This window comes from Streptomonospora sp. PA3, from assembly GCF_009728995.1.
Classification (GTDB): domain Bacteria; phylum Actinomycetota; class Actinomycetes; order Streptosporangiales; family Streptosporangiaceae; genus Streptomonospora.
This window is the reverse complement of sequence record NZ_VTZW01000015.1, coordinates 304,820-321,103: the sequence shown is the minus strand read 5'-3', so window position 1 is coordinate 321,103 and position 16,284 is coordinate 304,820. Positions and strand designations below refer to the sequence as shown.

Annotated in this window: 12 protein-coding genes; 11 read left to right on the top strand and 1 reads right to left on the bottom strand. The window is 73.3% G+C overall.

Annotated features, from left to right (window positions below):
• Nucleotides 1–7: 7 nt before the first annotated feature.
• The 6 genes from FZ103_RS16335 to FZ103_RS16310 all read left to right on the top strand — a co-directional run bounded on the left by FZ103_RS16335 (nt 8) and on the right by FZ103_RS16310 (nt 7,162).
• Nucleotides 8–817, top strand: a complete 810-nt coding sequence (locus tag FZ103_RS16335; RefSeq protein ID WP_394350109.1) for an enoyl-CoA hydratase/isomerase family protein — start codon at nt 8–10, stop codon at nt 815–817.
• A gap of 65 nt (nt 818–882) precedes the next feature.
• On the top strand, nt 883–1,419 hold the full coding sequence (locus FZ103_RS16330) for a YbaK/EbsC family protein (RefSeq protein ID WP_156002333.1): 537 nt from the start codon (nt 883–885) through the stop codon (nt 1,417–1,419).
• Between the two features lie 397 nt (nt 1,420–1,816).
• Nucleotides 1,817–3,865: a serine/threonine-protein kinase gene (locus FZ103_RS16325; RefSeq protein ID WP_255430045.1), complete on the top strand. Its 2,049-nt coding sequence runs from the start codon at nt 1,817–1,819 to the stop codon at nt 3,863–3,865.
• 242 nt (nt 3,866–4,107) lie between these two features.
• Complete coding sequence (locus FZ103_RS16320) at nt 4,108–4,887, top strand: electron transfer flavoprotein subunit beta/FixA family protein (RefSeq protein ID WP_186356393.1); 780 nt, start codon at nt 4,108–4,110, stop codon at nt 4,885–4,887.
• A gap of 29 nt (nt 4,888–4,916) precedes the next feature.
• Entirely contained in the window at nt 4,917–5,861 is a 945-nt protein-coding gene (locus FZ103_RS16315) for an electron transfer flavoprotein subunit alpha/FixB family protein (protein ID WP_156002332.1), read from the top strand.
• 125 nt (nt 5,862–5,986) lie between these two features.
• Complete coding sequence (locus tag FZ103_RS16310; RefSeq protein ID WP_156002331.1) at nt 5,987–7,162, top strand: cysteine desulfurase family protein; 1,176 nt, start codon at nt 5,987–5,989, stop codon at nt 7,160–7,162.
• A gap of 23 nt (nt 7,163–7,185) precedes the next feature.
• Here the strand turns inward: FZ103_RS16310 and FZ103_RS16305 are convergent, their stop codons facing one another.
• Entirely contained in the window at nt 7,186–8,370 is a 1,185-nt protein-coding gene (locus FZ103_RS16305) for a DUF695 domain-containing protein (protein WP_156002330.1), read from the bottom strand.
• 136 nt (nt 8,371–8,506) lie between these two features.
• Between FZ103_RS16305 and mnmA the strand changes: the two genes are divergently transcribed.
• The 5 genes from mnmA (at nt 8,507) to ligA (ending at nt 16,103) form a co-directional block, all read left to right on the top strand.
• Entirely contained in the window at nt 8,507–9,592 is a 1,086-nt protein-coding gene (gene mnmA, locus FZ103_RS16300; RefSeq protein WP_186356392.1) for a tRNA 2-thiouridine(34) synthase MnmA, read from the top strand.
• 154 nt (nt 9,593–9,746) lie between these two features.
• Nucleotides 9,747–10,274 (top strand): DedA family protein, encoded by a 528-nt coding sequence (locus tag FZ103_RS16295; protein ID WP_156002329.1) that lies wholly within the window; start codon nt 9,747–9,749, stop codon nt 10,272–10,274.
• Between the two features lie 276 nt (nt 10,275–10,550).
• A complete protein-coding gene (locus FZ103_RS16290) occupies nt 10,551–12,782 on the top strand; it encodes an MMPL family transporter (protein WP_343233563.1) in 2,232 nt (743 codons plus the stop codon).
• Nucleotides 12,783–12,881: 99 nt separating this feature from the next.
• On the top strand, nt 12,882–13,901 hold the full coding sequence (locus tag FZ103_RS16285; protein ID WP_186356391.1) for a methionine synthase: 1,020 nt from the start codon (nt 12,882–12,884) through the stop codon (nt 13,899–13,901).
• Between the two features lie 24 nt (nt 13,902–13,925).
• Entirely contained in the window at nt 13,926–16,103 is a 2,178-nt protein-coding gene (gene ligA / locus FZ103_RS16280) for an NAD-dependent DNA ligase LigA (RefSeq protein WP_186356390.1), read from the top strand.
• The last annotated feature ends 181 nt before the right edge of the window (nt 16,104–16,284 follow it).

The window sequence follows — 16,284 nt, the reverse complement described above, 5'->3', positions numbered from 1 at the left end:
ATGCCGGGTGACGAGTGTGGACGAGGCCGCGGGCGAGTTCGTCCGGGTGGAGCGGGACCCGAACCATCCGGCGGTCGCCGTGATCCGGCTGGACCGCCCGAAGATGAACGCGCTCGACGCGCGGATGCAGCGCGAGATCAAGGCCGCGGCCGAGCGGGTCGGCGCCGACGACGGCATCCGGGCCGCGGTGGTCTACGGCGGCGAGCGCGTCTTCGCCGCCGGCGCCGACGTCAAGGAGATGGCCGAGATGGGCTTCGCCGACATGGCGGACCACTCGCGCCTCCTCCAGGGTTCGCTCACCGCTGTCGCGACCATCCCCAAACCGGTCATCGCGGCCATCACCGGCTTCGCGCTGGGCGGCGGCTGCGAGCTGGCGCTGTGCGCGGACTTCCGGGTGGCCGCCGACGACGCGCGCCTGGGCCAGCCCGAGATCCGCCTGGGCGTGATCCCCGGTGCGGGCGGCACCCAGCGCCTCCCGCGGCTGATCGGCCCGGCACGTGCCAAGGACCTCATCTTCACCGGGCGCCACGTCGCCGCCGAGGAGGCGCTGGCCATCGGCCTCGTCGACGCCGTCGTCCCCGGCTCCGAGGTCTACGACCACGCGGTCGCCATGGCCGCGAGCTACGCGAACGGCCCCGCCCTCGCCCTGCGCGCCGCCAAGCAGGCGATCGACGGCGGTCTGGAGACCGACCTGGCCACCGGCCTGGAGATCGAGCGGATGCACTTCGCCGGGCTGTTCGCCACCGAGGACCAGAAGGCGGGGATGCGCAGCTTCGTCGAGGAGGGTCCGGGCAAGGCGCGCTTCTCGGGCCGGTAGGGGAGTCGCGGCCGGCCCGAAGCGGCGCCGCCCTGTCCGCGACCCGCGCGAAGGGGAGGAACGACATGTGGGGACTGAAGACCGAACCGGCGCGGGACCGCCCCGACCTGCTGGCCGCGCCGGTCGCGGCCGGACTGGACGGCTGGGGGCCCGCCGAGCGGGTGCTGGCGGCGCCCATCGACCCCGAGCTGGCCGACACCGCCGACTGCGCGGCCACCTACGGGATCCCGCTGGGCGCCTCGGCCAACTGCGTGGTCATCGCGGCCAAGCGGGCGGGCCGGGTGCGCATGGCGGCGTGCATCGTGCTGGCCACCACCCGCGCCGACGTCAACGGCGTCGCGCGGCGCCACCTGGGCGCCCGCAAGGCCTCCTTCGCGCCCCAGGAGGAGGCCGTCGCCGCGAGCGGCATGGAGTACGGCGGGATCACCCCCATCGGCCTGCCGCAGGAGTGGCCGGTTCTGGTCGACGAGGCGGTGCTGGAGGCCGGCCACGTGGTGATCGGCAGCGGCCTGCGCGCGTCCAAGCTCGTGCTGCCGGGTGCCGACCTGGCCGAACTGCCCAACGCCGAGACGCTCTCGGGCCTCGGGGTGCGCACCGACTGACCGGCGCCTCCCGCGGTCGGCGGCCGCCCGGCGCACTCGGCGCGGCAGCGGGGCGCGGTCCGCGCCGCACCGGCGGCCCGCACCGCCCCGCGCGCGCACCGCGCGCCCGCGCCGGAACCACACCCCCCGAAACGTGCGTCATACTCGTGTGGTCGCTCGGACAGCGGCCGCTCGCGGCCTGATCGCCGCTGCGGTCTTCCCGCGTCCGGGCGGTCCGGCTAGCTTTGCCTGGGAACGGTCCGCGGCCGGAATCCTCCGCCGCGGCAAACGTGATCGCTGTGCGGCGCGAGCGGCGGCGTCTCCGGCCGGTCGGCCGGGTTCCGCGTCTCCGGCCCGGCCATCCCCAGCGGATAGGCTTGATGTCGTGGTGTGCCAGGTTTGAGGGGATGAATTCGCAATGGCAATGTCGGCAGGTTTCCCCGAGGGCGAGGAGCTGCCGGAACGCGTCGGCCCCTACATGATCCGCCGCCGGATCGGCCAAGGCGGCATGGGTGTCGTGTACCAAGCCGTCGACCCCCGGCAGGATCGGCTCGTCGCGGTGAAGGTGCTGCGCTCGGAGGTCGCCGGCGACCACGTCGCCCGCGCCCGGCTCGCGCGCGAGGTGGCCACCATGCGCCGCGTGCACAGCCCCAACGTCGCCGAGGTCATCGACGCCGACACCGACGCCGAGCTCCCCTGGGTCGTCACCGAGTACATCCCCGGCCCCACCCTCGACTCCACCGTCACCGACCACGGCCCGCTGCGCGGCAGGGCGCTGACCCGGTTCATCTCGGGCCTGGCGCGCGCCATCGACGACATCCACGCCGCCGACGTCATCCACCGCGACCTCAAGCCGGGCAACGTCATCATCTCCAACGGCGAGCCGATCGTGATCGACTTCGGCATCGCCCACGCCGTCGACGGCGCCAAGCTGACCCAGACCGGCACGTTCGTGGGCACACCCAGCTACCTCTCCCCGGAGGTCATCGAGGGCACCGACCTCGGCCCGGCGACCGACATCCACGCCTGGGGCGCCACGGTGGCCTTCGCCTCCACCGGCACCCCGCCCTACGGCTCCGGGTCCTTCGAGGTCATCTTCTTCCGCATCCTCAACGGCGAGATCAACCTCGACGGCATGCCCCCCGAGCTGCAGCCGCTGGTGCAGGCCGCCGTCTCGCGCGACATGTCCGCGCGCCCCACCGCCGCCGAACTCGTCGCCCAGACCGGCCGGCTCAACCTCGACCTGCCCCTGAGCGAGGAGATCGCCTCCTACGTCGACAGCGGACTGACCGGCAAGCACACGGTGCAGGCCGCCACCTCCGAGCCGGCTCGCGAGCGCCGCGACGGTGCCGACGGCGCCGGCTGGGGCGGCGCCATGGCCGCGGGAGCAGCGGCGGGGGCGGGAGGCGGAGCCGGAGCCCTGGCGGGCCCGGCCGCCGGCGGCGACACCTCCGTCTCGGAGTCCGGCGGCGAGGCCGACCGCACCATGGCCGCGGGCGGACCCGACCAGACCCGGGTGGCCGGCGGCGCCGATCAGACCCGCGTGTCCGGGGGCGGCGCCGACCAGACCCGGGTCGGCGGCGCGGGCCCCGAGCAGACGATGCGGGCCGAGCCCGACGACCCGCGCTCGCCGCAGCAGGCGGGCATGCTCGGCACCTACGAGCCCGACGACTCCGCGGGGCCGGGCACGCAGTACTTCAACTCCACGCTGCGCCCCGAGGAGTTCCGCGACATCCTCACCCCGGTGGAGAACCGGCCGGCCGCCCGCTCCGGCTACGGCGAGGAGTCCGGCGGCGTGTTCGACCGGTTCCGCCGCTCCAGCAGCGACCGGCTCAGCGACTACATCGACAGCGACGACGACGAGGACCACTACGGCGCCGAGCAGGAGGCGCGCCCCCTGCCCTGGCTGCTGCTGATCCCGGTGCTGGTCTTCCTCGCCGGCCTCTGCCTGACGGTGCCGGTGCCGGGCGTCATCCTGGGCCTGCTCACGGCGAGCGTCCTGGGGGCCCTGGACACGGTCAAGGCCGAGCACGCCCGGCGGCTGCAGACCCGCGGGCCGCGCAGCTCCGACAGCATGGTCATCGCGCTGAGCATGCCCTGGGCGCTGCTGCGCACGCTGGGCCGCAACCTGGTCTACGGGCTGGGCTACCTGCTCGCCGGGATCGTCGTGGGCATCGTGATCACACTGCTGACCAGCGATGGCACGAACACGCCCAACTTCGTCGGCTCCTACGCCTTCACCCTGGTCGTGGTGCTGAGCTTCCTCGGCCCCAACGGCCGGCCCGCGGTGCGCCAGGCGCGCGCCGCGATCGACTCCATCACCGTTCGCAGCCCCTATGTCTACTGGGGCGTGATCGTGCTGACGGTGCTGCTGGCGATGCTGGTGCTGTCCTACGGCATCAGCTCCGCGCCGTCGTGGTGGATGATGGGCAGCGGACCCTCCGGGTGGCCGGTCTTCGGCGGCTGATCCGGCCGCGGTGCCGCACCGCCCCCGCGGTCCGCGGTGGCGGGGGCGCGTTCGCCCCCGGTGCTACCAGCCAGTAACATCGGGGTGGTACAGCAGAATCCGCAGGCGGGAGGCGTGACGGGAACGCCGCCCGCCATCCGATGGCAACGTGCAGTTGGCACCCGAAGGAGCCACGGGCGCGCCAGCGCCCGCGCCGTCCGAGTGGGCGACGCATGGGAGTGCAGGGAGGTCGGCCACCGGCCATGAATATTGTCGTATTGGTCAAGCAGGTCCCCGACACGGCGACCGAGCGCAAACTCTCGCCCGACGACAACACGCTGGACCGCGCGGCGTCGGACGGCGTCATCAACGAACTCGACGAGTACGCCATCGAAGAGGCGCTGCTCCTCAAGGAGAAGCACGGCGGCGAGGTCACCGTCCTGACGATGGGACCCGACCAGGCCACCGACTCCATCCGCAAGGCGCTGTCCATGGGCGCCGACAAGGCCGTGCACCTCGTCGACGACGCCCTTGAGGGCTCCGACGCGCTGCAGACGGCCTACGCGCTGTCCAAGGCGCTGGGCACCGTCGAGTTCGACCTCGTCGTGCTGGGCTCGGAGTCCACCGACGCGCGCACCGGCGTCCTGGGCGCCGCGCTGGCCGAGTACCTGGGGCTGCCGCAGCTCACCCTCGCCGGCAAGGTCGACGTCGACGGCTCGGCCGTCCGCGTCCAGCGCGCCACCGACTACGGCTACGACGTCGTCGAGGCGCAGCTGCCCGCGGTGGTCTCGGTCATCGAGAAGATCAACGAGCCGCGCTACCCCTCGTTCAAGCTGATCATGCAGGCGAAGAAGAAGCCGGTGGAGAAGCTGGGCATCGCCGACGCGGGCATCGAGGCCGACCGGGTCGGGCTGGCCAACGCCGCCACCGAGACCGTCGACTTCGCGCCGGCCCCGCCGCGGGCCGCGGGCACCGTCGTCAAGGACGAGGGCGACGGCGGCGTCAAGGCCGCGGAGTTCCTCGCCGAGAAGAAGTTCGTGTAGGCCGGCGGAGACGAAGGAAGGATTGACAGATGGCTGAGGTCCTCGTCCTCGTCGACCACGTCGACGGAGAGGTCAAGAAGGTCACCACCGAGCTGCTGACGGCCGCCCGCCGTATCGGCGAGCCCGCGGCGGTCTGGGTCGGCGCCGGCGCCGATTCCGGCACGGCCAAGCTGGCCGAGTACGGCGCGCAGAAGGTCTACACGGCCCCCGCCGAGCTCGCGGACTACGTCGTGGCCCCCAAGGCCGAGCTGCTGGCCCACCTGGCGCAGGAGAAGTCGGCCGCGGCCGTGCTCGTCTCCGCCACGCCGGAGAACAAGGAGATCGCCGGGCGGACCGCGGTCAAGCTCGGTTCGGGCGTGCTGACCGATGTGGTCGACGTCACCGGCGAGGTGGTCACCGAGCACAGCGTCTTCGGCGGCGCCACCGTCACCCACGCCAAGGTGCGCTCGGGCGTGCCGGTCGTGGCGGTGCGCCCCAACTCCGTGCCGGCCGAGCCCGCCGAGGGCGCCGCCGAGCAGGAGGAGGTCTCCGTCGAGCTGTCGGACGCCGCCAAGGCCGCCAAGGTCGTCGAGCGCGTCGTGCAGGAGAAGGGCGAGCGCCCCGAGCTGACCGAGGCCGCGATCGTGGTCTCGGGCGGGCGCGGCGTCGGCTCCGACGACTTCTCGGTGGTCGAGTCGCTGGCCGACTCGCTGGGCGCCGCGGTCGGCGCCTCGCGCGCGGCGGTCGACTCCGGCTGGTACCCCAACCAGTTCCAGGTCGGCCAGACCGGCAAGACGGTCAGCCCCAACCTGTACGTGGCCCTGGGGATCTCCGGCGCGATCCAGCACCGCGCCGGCATGCAGACCTCGAAGAACATCGTCGCGGTCAACAAGGACCCCGAGGCCCCGATCTTCGAGCTGGCGGACTTCGGTGTGGTCGGCGACCTGCACACGGTCGCGCCGCAGCTCACCGAGGAGATCAACAAGCGCAAGTAGGCCCTGAGCGGGCCGGGCGCACCGGTGTGCGGCCCCGGGCGGGTGCGCCCGGGGCCCGCCCCGCGCTCCCGGGGCCCGGGGCGCGGGAACCGTGCCCACAGCGGCGCCGTATCCTGGAAAGCGCCATGGTGTACCTGGATCACGCCGCCACGACCGCCGTCCGCCCCGAGGCCGTCGCGGACATGACCGAGGAGTTCGGACGCCTCGGGAACGCCTCCTCGCTGCACGGGGCCGGCCGCCGATCGCGGCGCACCGTCGAGGAGGCGCGCGAGAGCATCGCCGAGTCCCTCGGCTGCACCCCCAACGAGGTGGTCTTCACCGGCGGCGGCACCGAGTCCGACAACCTCGCGCTCAAGGGCCTCTACTGGGCGCGCAACCAGGCCGATCCGGCCCGCCGGCGCATCCTCGTCAGCGCCGTCGAGCACCACGCGGTGCTCGACCCGGTGCACTGGCTGGCCCGGCACCAGGGGGCCGTCTGCGAGGAGCTGCCGGTCGACTCCGCGGGGCGGGTGGCGCCGGAGGACCTGCGCGCCGCCATCGCCCGCAACCCCGCCGACGTCGCCGTCGTCTCGGTCATGTGGGCCAACAACGAGGTCGGCACCCTGCAGCCGGTGCACGAACTGGCCGCCGTCGCCCGCGAGTACGCGATCCCCTTCCACACCGACGCGGTGCAGGCGGTGGGCGCCGAACCCGTCGACTTCGCCGCCAGCGGCGTCTCGGCGCTGACTCTGACCGGGCACAAGATCGGCGGCCCCGTGGGCGCCGGCGCGCTGCTGCTGGCCCGCGGCACCGATCCCGTGCCCGTGCTGCACGGCGGCGGCCAGGAGCGCGACGTCCGCTCGGGCACGCTGATGACCCCGCTGCTGCGCGGCTTCGCCACCGCGCTGCGCCTGGCGGTGGCCGAGCGCGCGGACCACGTGCGCGAGCTCGCCCGGCTGCGCGACGACCTGGTCGCGGCCGTGCGCGAGCGCGTGCCCGACGCCGTGCTCAACGGGCACCCCACGCGGCGGCTGCCCGGCAACGCGCACCTGTCCTTCCCCGGGTGCGAGGGCGACGCGCTGCTGATGCTGCTGGACGCGCACGGCATCGAGTGCTCGACCGGATCGGCGTGCTCGGCGGGTGTGTCCCAGGCCAGCCACGTGCTGCTGGCCATGGGCGCCGACGCCGAGACCGCGCGCAGCTCGCTGCGGTTCTCGCTGGGCCGGGGCTCCACCCGCGCCGACATCGACGCGCTGGGCGAGGCCATCGGCCCCGCGGTCGAGCGCGCCCGCGCCGCACGCCGCAAGCGCCGCGCGGCCTGACGCCCGCGCGGCGCGGCGGGCCCTCAGCCCCCCAGCTGGCGGCGGATGGGGCGCATCAGCTGCTCGACGGTCTGCCACTCGGGGTCGAGACGGCTCTGCACGGTGGGCTGGCCCTCGCCCCACTCCCGCACCGCGGCCTCGAAGTCGCCGAGGACGCCGGAGTCGGGGTCGAGGTAGAAGTAGAACTGGCGCTGGCCGCCCGCCGTCTGCTGGGCCAGCAGCGCCCCGTTGTCGCCGAGCAGGGTGCGCAGCCCCGCGGCGAACTCCTCCAGGGCGGTGGTGGAGGGCTCGGCGGGCAGCCGGTCGCTGTCGCTGCTGGCGTAGGGCAGCGCCACGTGCACGTACAGGGTCAGCGCCGGGAAGTCGCGGCGGTGCAGCGGGTGGCGCACCGCGATCTCGATGATCCCGCGCAGCGGCACCCGGCCCTGGAGGGTGACCCAGCCGCCGCTGCCCATGGCCGAGGCGAGCTGCTGCACCACCGCGGGCATCGAGGCGGGCGGCAGCGGGTCCAGCGGCTTCTCCACCAGCGGTTCGACCTTGGAGATCCAGCGCACGTAGTCGTCCTCGCCCAGGGCCAGCATCACGACGTGGTCGCTGACGCCCGTGCGGGTCTCATCGGCCAGGAACATGAAGTCGGGATGGTAGACGCCCACCTCGACCCTGCTGCGCTGCTGGTCCACCCGCATCGCGACGGTGCAGTGGGACAGGTCGAGCTCGTGGCCGTCCCACTCGACGGGCTTGTCCAGCCGGCCGTGGTCGCGGGGGAAGGCCGGGTAGAACCGCCAGCCCGGCTCCTCGGGCGCCGCGCGCGCCCAGCGCTCGGTGAGGACCCGCGCCTGGTCGTCGGAGCCCGCGCTGAGGATCAGCGCGCGGTCCGCGCCGCCTTCCAGCGACGCCAGCGGGTCGTCCAGCGCGGCCAGGCGCTCCAGCAGCTGCCCGGGATCGCTGTCCTCGTCGATTCCGAGGTCGCCCGCGCCGCCCGGATCGGGCCCGGAGCCCTGCGGAGCCGTGCCGGCCTCCCACTTCAGGTCGGGGTGGATGCGCCGGACGGCCTCGGTGAGCCCCCGGTCGACGTCCTCGGGCAGCGGCTCGCCGCTGTCGACCCGGGCCGCCAGGGCGGCTCGGAACTCCGGCCAGCGGCGCCAGAACTCGTCCACGGCGACGGCGGAGTCGGACTGCGGTGAGCGGCGGCGACGGAACAATGCCATGCTCATGATTTTTGCAGAGGCCCAAGGCCGGCGCGCCACACGGCAGGGGCCCTGGCGCCGGGGCGGGGCCGGCTCAATGCGGTCGGTACGACGCGGTCGAGACGGGGCCGCCGGGGCGCATACTCTGGAAGGCGCTATGACTTTGCGTGTACTGGCCGCCATGTCCGGCGGCGTCGACTCGGCCGTGGCCGCGGCCCGCGCCGCCGAGGCCGGCCACGACGTCACCGGCGTCCACCTGGCCCTCTCGAAGAACCCGCAGTCCTACCGCACGGGCGCGCGCGGCTGCTGCACGGCCGAGGACTCCCGCGACGCGCGGCGGGCCGCCGACGTGATCGGCATCCCGTTCTACGTCTGGGACATGGCCGAGGAGTTCGACCGCGACGTCGTGCAGGACTTCGTCGCCGAGTACGCGGCGGGGCGCACCCCCAACCCGTGCCTGCGCTGCAACGAGAAGATCAAGTTCGAGGCCGTGCTGGACCGCGCGATCGCGCTGGGCTTCGACGCCGTGTGCACCGGCCACCACGTGCGCAAGGTCGAGGGCCGGCTGCGCCGCAGTGTCGACGCCGACAAGGACCAGTCCTACGTGCTCGGCGTGCTCACCGCCGAGCAGGTGGCCCACGCGATGTTCCCGCTGGGCGACTGCACCAAGGACGAGGTCCGCGCCGAGGCCGAGCGCCGCGGGCTGGCGGTGGCCGACAAGCCCGACAGCCACGACATCTGCTTCATCGCCGACGGCGACACCGCCGGGTTCCTGAACGGGCGGCTGGGCGGCGGGCCCGGCCCGATCAAGGACGAGTCCGGCGAGGTGCTGGGCACCCACCAGGGCGCGCACACCTACACGGTCGGCCAGCGCAAAGGCCTGAACCTGGGCGGCGCCCCCGAGCGCCGCTACGTGCTCTCCATCGAGCCGGTGAACAACACGGTCACCGTGGGCCCGCGGGACTCGCTGCGGGTCGACGAGATCACCGCCGAGCGCCCGGTCTGGAGCGGGTCCGAGCCCTTCACCGAGCCCGCTGCCTGCACGGTGCAGCTGCGCGCCCACGGCGAGGTGTACTCCTGCACGGCGGTGCAGCGCGGCGGCGAGCTGGTGATCCGCCTCGACGAACCCGCCACGGGCGTCGCCGCCGGCCAGGCGGCCGTGCTCTACGACGGCGACACCGTGCTGGGGTCGGGCACCATCGCGGCCACCGCGCGCCGCGGGGAGCCGGCCGCGGCGGGCTGAGCCGGCGCGTGCCCCGCAGCGCCCGCCCGATCCGAGCGCGGCCGCCCGAGTGGCCCCGCCCGCATTCGCGCCGCCGACCCTGCCCGCAAAGTTAGGTAAGGCATAGCATAGTCACGCCGCCGGTCGGTGCGGCGAGCGAGCGCGGAGGGGTGCGATGGACTACGGGTTCCTGGACGGCCGGCCCTTCTGGATCGTCTACGCCGCGCTGTTCGCCATCGCCTTCGCCCGCACGCAGACGATCTACTGGATCGGCCGCGGCCTGGGCGCGGGGCTGCACCGCTCCCGGCTCGCCGAACGCGTGGGCGACCGCCTCGCCCGCGCCGAGCGCCTGATCAACCGCTTCGGGCCGCCCGTGGTCACCGTGTCGTATGCCACGGTGGGCGTCCAGTCGGCCATCCACCTGGCCGCCGGCGCCATGCGCATGTCCTTCTGGCGCTACCTGGCTGCCATGCTGCCCGGCTGCGCCGGGTGGGCCGCCATCTACAGCCTGGGCGGCCTGGCGGTGATCGCCGTGTGGTGGGAGCTGTTCCTGCACTCGCCCGCCGCCGTCGTCACGGCCACCGCGGTGCTGCTCGCCGCCGGCGCGGCCGCCGCGGTCCTCCTCCGGCGCCGCCGCGCCGCGGAAAGCGCGTCCGCGGCCGAGCCCGCGCCCGAGGCAGCCGAGGACTCCCGGGCCTCCTGACGACACCCCGCGCCTCCGGGGCCGGCGGTGCTCATCCCGCCGACACGGCCCGTCCGCTCGCGGACGGGCCGCTTTCGTGTCGCTTTCCGACACCGGCACCCACCGCGCGCTGCCGTGCACCGCTGTCCGGGCTTCCGGTTCCGGCCTTCTACGCCCGTCTTCCTTCGGTGGTTGAATTCGATATGTCTAACATATTATATTAGTAATATATAATATCGATGTCTGACTGACGTGGCGGAGTCGGTGACAGCCCGCGAGACCTCTGGAAGGCAGCCCGTGTCGATAACCAGAAGCCCCGTCCACGAAAGCGCGGGGACCGGAGCCCCGCTCCCCGTCCTGCGCCGGCTGGGGAGGTTCACCGCCCGCCGGTCGGGGACGGTCGTCGTCGCCTCGATCGTCGCCACGCTGGTGGCCCTCCTCGTGGCGGCGGGCACCCTGGACCGGCTGGTGCTCAGCCGGTTCGTCAGCCCCGGGTCGGAGTCGCTGCGCGCGGCCGACGTGCTCGAAGAGGAGTTCGGCACCGGGACCCAGAACTTCCTGCTGCTGGTCACCGCCGACCAGGGCGGCGTCGACGACGCCGACGTGCGCGCAGCCGGAGAGGCGATCGAGCGCGACCTCGCCGCCGAGGAGGGGGTGGCCGAGGTCGCCTCCTACTGGTCGCGCGGCGAGTCGCCCGCGCTGCGCTCCGAGGACGGCACCCAGGCGCTGATCATCGCGCGCATGGGCGGCGACGTCACCGAGGCGCGCACTCGCCTGGGCGAGCTGTCGCCGGAGTACACCACCGGCCAGGGCCCGATCTCCGTGGCCGTCGGCGGCGGAGACGAGGTCTTCCGACAGGCCGCCGAGCAGGCCCGCAGCGACTTCGTCACGGCCGAGCTGATCGTGCTGCCCCTGGTGCTCGTGCTGCTGTGGTTCATCTACCGCAGGCTGCCCGCGGCCGCGCTCACTCTCGGCATGGGCCTGTTCTCGGTGATCGCCACCCTGGCGCTGCTGCGCGGCGTCGCCGCGGGCACCGAGGTGTCCACCTTCGCGGCCAACCTCACCCTGGTGATGGGCCTGGGGCTGGGCGTGGACTACAGCCTGTTCATCATCAACCGCTTCCGCGAGGAGATGCGCAAGGGGCGGCCGGTGCACGAGGCGGTCGAATGGGCGGTGGCCACAGCCGGGCGGACCGTGCTCTTCAGCGGTCTGACGGTGGCGGTGTCGCTGCTGTGCATGCTGCTGTTCCCGTTCCCGTTCCTGCGCTCCTTCGCCTACGCCGGCGCCGGGGTGGTGCTCACCTCGGTCCTGGCCGCCCTGGTGATCATGCCCGCCGCACTGGCCCGGCTGGGTGCCCGCGTGCAGACGCGCAGCCTCAGCGGCTCGGGCGGCGGGGCGCGCCTGTGGCACACCACGGCCGTGCGGATGATGCGCCGCCCCGCCCTCTACGGGCTTTCGGCGCTGGCCGTGCTGCTGGTGCTCGCCGCGCCCACGCTGAACCTGAACTTCGGGCTGCCCGACGACCGCGTGCTGCCGCCGGGCACCTCCAGCCGCGAGGTGCAGCAGGACATCCGGGAGAACTTCGCCCAGGAGGAGATGGACGCGGTGCAGATCGTCGCGCCCGGGCTGCCGGGCGACGGCAGCCGGTCCGACGACATCGCCGCCTACGCCGCCGAGCTTTCACGCATCGACGGCATGGCCCAGGTCGACGCGGCCACCGGCACCTACGTCGACGGGCAGCGGGTGCGCGAGCCCGGTCCCCACTCCGAGCGGTTCGCCTCCGCCGACGCCACGTGGTTCTCGGCGGTGCCCTCCAACGAGGCGCTGGCCGGGGTCGGCTCGGTCGACGCGCTGCTGGCCGACGTCCGGGCCGCCGACGCGCCCGCCGAGGTGCTGGTGGGCGGCTACCCGGCCGAGCTCAACGACTTCCGCGCCGCCCTCGTCGCGTCCATCCCGCTGGTGTTCGGGCTCATCCTGATCGTCACCTTCGCCATCCTGTTCCTGATGACCGGCAGCCTGCTGCTGCCGCTCAAGGCCATCGTGCTCAACGTGCTGAGCATGGCGGTGATGTTCGGCGCCCTCGTGTGGGTGTTCCAGGACGGCAACCTGGCCGGCCTGCTGGGCGTCACCACCACCGGGGCCCTGGAGCCCACCTTCCCGCTGCTGATGTTCTGCATCGCGTTCGGGCTGTCCATGGACTACGAGGTGTTCATGCTGTCGCGGATCAAGGAGGAGTACGACCGCACCGGCGACAACACCGAGGCGGTGGCCACCGGACTGGAGCGCAGCGGCCCGCTGATCACCGCGGCGGCGGTGATCCTGGCCGCGTCCTTCGCCACCTACACCGTCTCGGAGGTCATGTACCTGACCATGCTCGGCGCCGGCATGGCCCTGGTCATCCTGGTCGACGCGACGCTGATCCGCGCCGTGCTGGTGCCGGTCTTCATGCGCCTGGCGGGCCGGGCCAACTGGTGGGCGCCGCGCCCGCTGCGCCGCGTCCACGAGCGGTTCGGGATCAGCGAGGTTTGAGCCCCCTCGGCGGGCGGTCCCCGGGCCGCCCGCCGGCCGCTGCGGCAGCGCCTCCCGCGCCCGCGGGAGGCGCCCGCGGTTGCTCTAACCTGGGGAGCTGTGAAGCAGCAGCGATACCCCTGGCCGGTGGCGAGCTACACCGGCGTCGGCTCCTACCCCGGCACCGAACCCGACGAGGCGGTGCGCACCGTCTTCGGTGAACTGCCCGAACTGCCGCACCTGCCCGAACTGCCCGAGCGCGGCGCCGGCGCCGACATGATCGGCCGCACCGGCGGCATGCTGGTGGACCTCCCGCTGGAGCTGCACGCCTCGGGCTGGCGCGTCGCCCAGCGGCCCGGCCGCGACCTCCAGCGGGCGCAAAGCCACCTCTCCCGCGACCTCGACGCGCTGGAGGAGCACTCCCAGGAGTTCGCGGGGACGCTGAAGATCCAGGTCGCCGGAGCCTGGACGCTGGCCGCCGCGATCGAGCTGCGCTCCGGCGATAAGCTGCTGGCCGACACCGGCGCCGTGGCCGACCTGGCCGCCTCCCACATCGAGGGCGTGCTGGCCCACGTCGGCGAGGTGCGCAAGCGCGTGCCGGGCGCCGAACTGCTCGTGCAGGTCGACGAACCGTCGCTGCCGGCGGTGCTGACCGGCGCGGTGCCCACGGCAAGCGGCTACGGGCGGCTTCCGGCCCCCGACCGCGTCGCCGTCGAGGCCCGGCTGCGCGAGCTGTTCACCGCGCTGGGCGAGGCCGGCGCCGTGCCGATGGCGCACTGCTGCGCCGCCGATGTTCCGCTGGACCTGCTGCGGCGCTCGGGCGCCCGCGCCGTCAGCCTGGACGCCACCCTGATCGGCCGCGCGCTGGACGAGGACATCGGTGTCGCGGTCGAGAGCGGAGTGGGTCTTTTTACCGGTGTCGTGGCGAGTGCAGGCGGGATTCTGTCGGACCCTGCGGCTAACGTCGATCCCGTACGTGAACTGTGGAACCGCGTCGGATTCGCCCCGGAGCTGCTCTCCCGCGCCGTGGTCGTCACGCCCACGTGCGGGCTGGGGCCCGCGGGCCCCGACCACGCCCGCGCGGCGCTGACCGCCTGCCGCCAGGCGGCCCGGGTGCTGCACGACGAGCCACGGCGCTAGTTTCTGCGGAAAGGACGGCTGAGGGTGAGCGCACAGGAGCCGACGGCTGACGACCGGGTCCCCGCCGAGGTGCGCGAGCGCCACGCCGCGCTGTGCCAGGAGCTGGACGACCACAGCTACCGCTACTACCTGGGCAAGCCGATCATCTCCGACGCCGAGTACGACACGCTCATGCGCGAGCTGAGCGGCATCGAGGAGCGCCACCCCTCCCTGATCACGCAGGACTCGCCCACCCAGAAGGTCGGCGCGCCCATCAGCGTCGACTTCGCGCCCGTCGAGCACCTGGAGCGCATGCAGAGCCTCGACAACGCCTTCTCCGCCGAGGAGTTCGAGGCCTGGGTGCACCGCGTCGAGACCGAGGCGCCCATCGACGCCTACCTGTGCGAGCTGAAGATCGACGGGCTGGCCGTCGACCTCGTCTACGAGAACGGCCGCCTGGTGCGGGCGGCCACCCGCGGCGACGGCCGCGTGGGCGAGGACATCACCCTCAACATCCGCACCCTCGAAGACGTGCCCGACCGGCTCGACGACTCCGTGCGCCCGGCGCCGGAGCTGCTGGAGGTGCGGGGCGAGGTGTTCCTGCCCGGCGAGGAGTTCGAGGCCCTCAACGCCCGGCTCGCCGACGAGGGCAAGACCCCCTTCGCCAATCCGCGCAACGGCGCCGCCGGCTCGCTGCGCCAGAAGGACCCGCGCATCACCGCCACCCGCCCGCTGCGCATGCTGGTGCACGGGGTGGGCGCGCACACCGGGGTGGAGTTCACCCACCAGTCCCACGTCTACGACCTGCTGCGCGAGTGGGGCCTGCCGGTCAGCGACCGCTACCGGGTGCTGACCACCCGGCAGGAGGTCCGCGACTACATCGACTACTACACCGAGCACCGGCACGACCCCGCCTACGAGATCGACGGCGTCGTCATCAAGGTCGACGACGTCTCCCTGCAGCGCCGGCTGGGCTCCACCAGCCGCGCGCCCCGCTGGGCGATCGCCTACAAGTACCCGCCCGAGGAGGTCACCACCCGCCTGCTGGACATCCGGGTCAACGTGGGGCGCACCGGCCGGGTCACCCCCTACGGCGTGATGGAGCCGGTGCGGGTCGCCGGCTCCGAGGTCGAGTTCGCCACCCTGCACAACGCCCAGGAGGTCGCCCGCAAGGGCGTGCTCATCGGCGACACGGTGGTGCTGCGCAAGGCCGGCGACGTCATCCCCGAGATCCTGGGGCCGGTGGTCGAGCGCCGCGACGGCTCCGAGCGCGCGTTCGCCATGCCCGAGACCTGCCCGGAGTGCGGCACCCCGCTGGGCCGGCAGAAGGAGGCCGACGTCGACCTCCGCTGCCCCAACGCCCGCGACTGCCCCGGCCAGCGCCGCGAGCGCCTGTTCTACATCGCCAGCCGCAAGGCCCTGGACATCGAGGCGCTGGGGTATGTGGCGGCCACCGCCCTGACCCAGCCGCTCCACCCCGAGACCCCGCCGCTGCGCGACGAGGGCGACCTGTTCGACCTGACCGTCGAGGACCTGCTGCCGATCAAGTCGCTGGTGCTCGACCCCGACACCACCGAACCCAAGCGCGATCCCAAGACCGGCGAGCCCAAGGTCGTCACCTTCTTCGCCAACCAGAAGGGCGAGCCCAAGAAGACCGTCGAGAAGCTCTTCGAGGAGCTGGAGCAGGCCAAGCAGCGGCCGCTGTGGCGGGTGCTGGTGGCGCTGTCCATCCGCCACGTGGGCCCCCGCGCGGCCGAGGACCTGGCCCGCCACTTCCGCTCCATCGAGGCCATCGCCGAGGCCTCCGAGGAGGAGTTGGCGGCCGTCGAGGGGATCGGCCCCACGATCGTGGCCTCGATCCGCGAGTGGTTCGACGTCGACTGGCACCGCGAGATCGTGCGCAAGTGGCGCGCGGCCGGCGTGCGCATGGAGGAGGAGGGCGCGGGCGGCCCGCGCCTGCTCGACAACACCACGGTGGTGGTCACCGGCTCGCTGACCGGATTCAGCCGCGACGAGGCCAAGGAGGCCATCGCCGAGCGGGGCGGCCGGGTGACCGGATCGGTCTCGAAGAAGACCGGGTTCGTCGTGGTGGGCGACAGCCCGGGCAGCAAGTACGACAAGGCCGTGCAGGCCGGGGTGCCGATCCTGGACGAGGACGGGTTCCGCGTGCTGCTCGAAAAAGGGCCGGAAGCGGCCATGAAGCACCGGCTGAATACGGATTGAGGGTGCTCAGCGCGGTTTCGGCCGGATCAGCGGCTGTATACAGGGCAGCGGCGTCCTCGCTGGCAGTGGCGTCTACGATCCGCGATCATTAGGCTACCTCTCGCAGCATTTCGGGTCGAATCGGGCGATCATCCCAGGCAAAGCCTGTTTCACCGAAAGTTCCCGATCGGCGACACCTGGT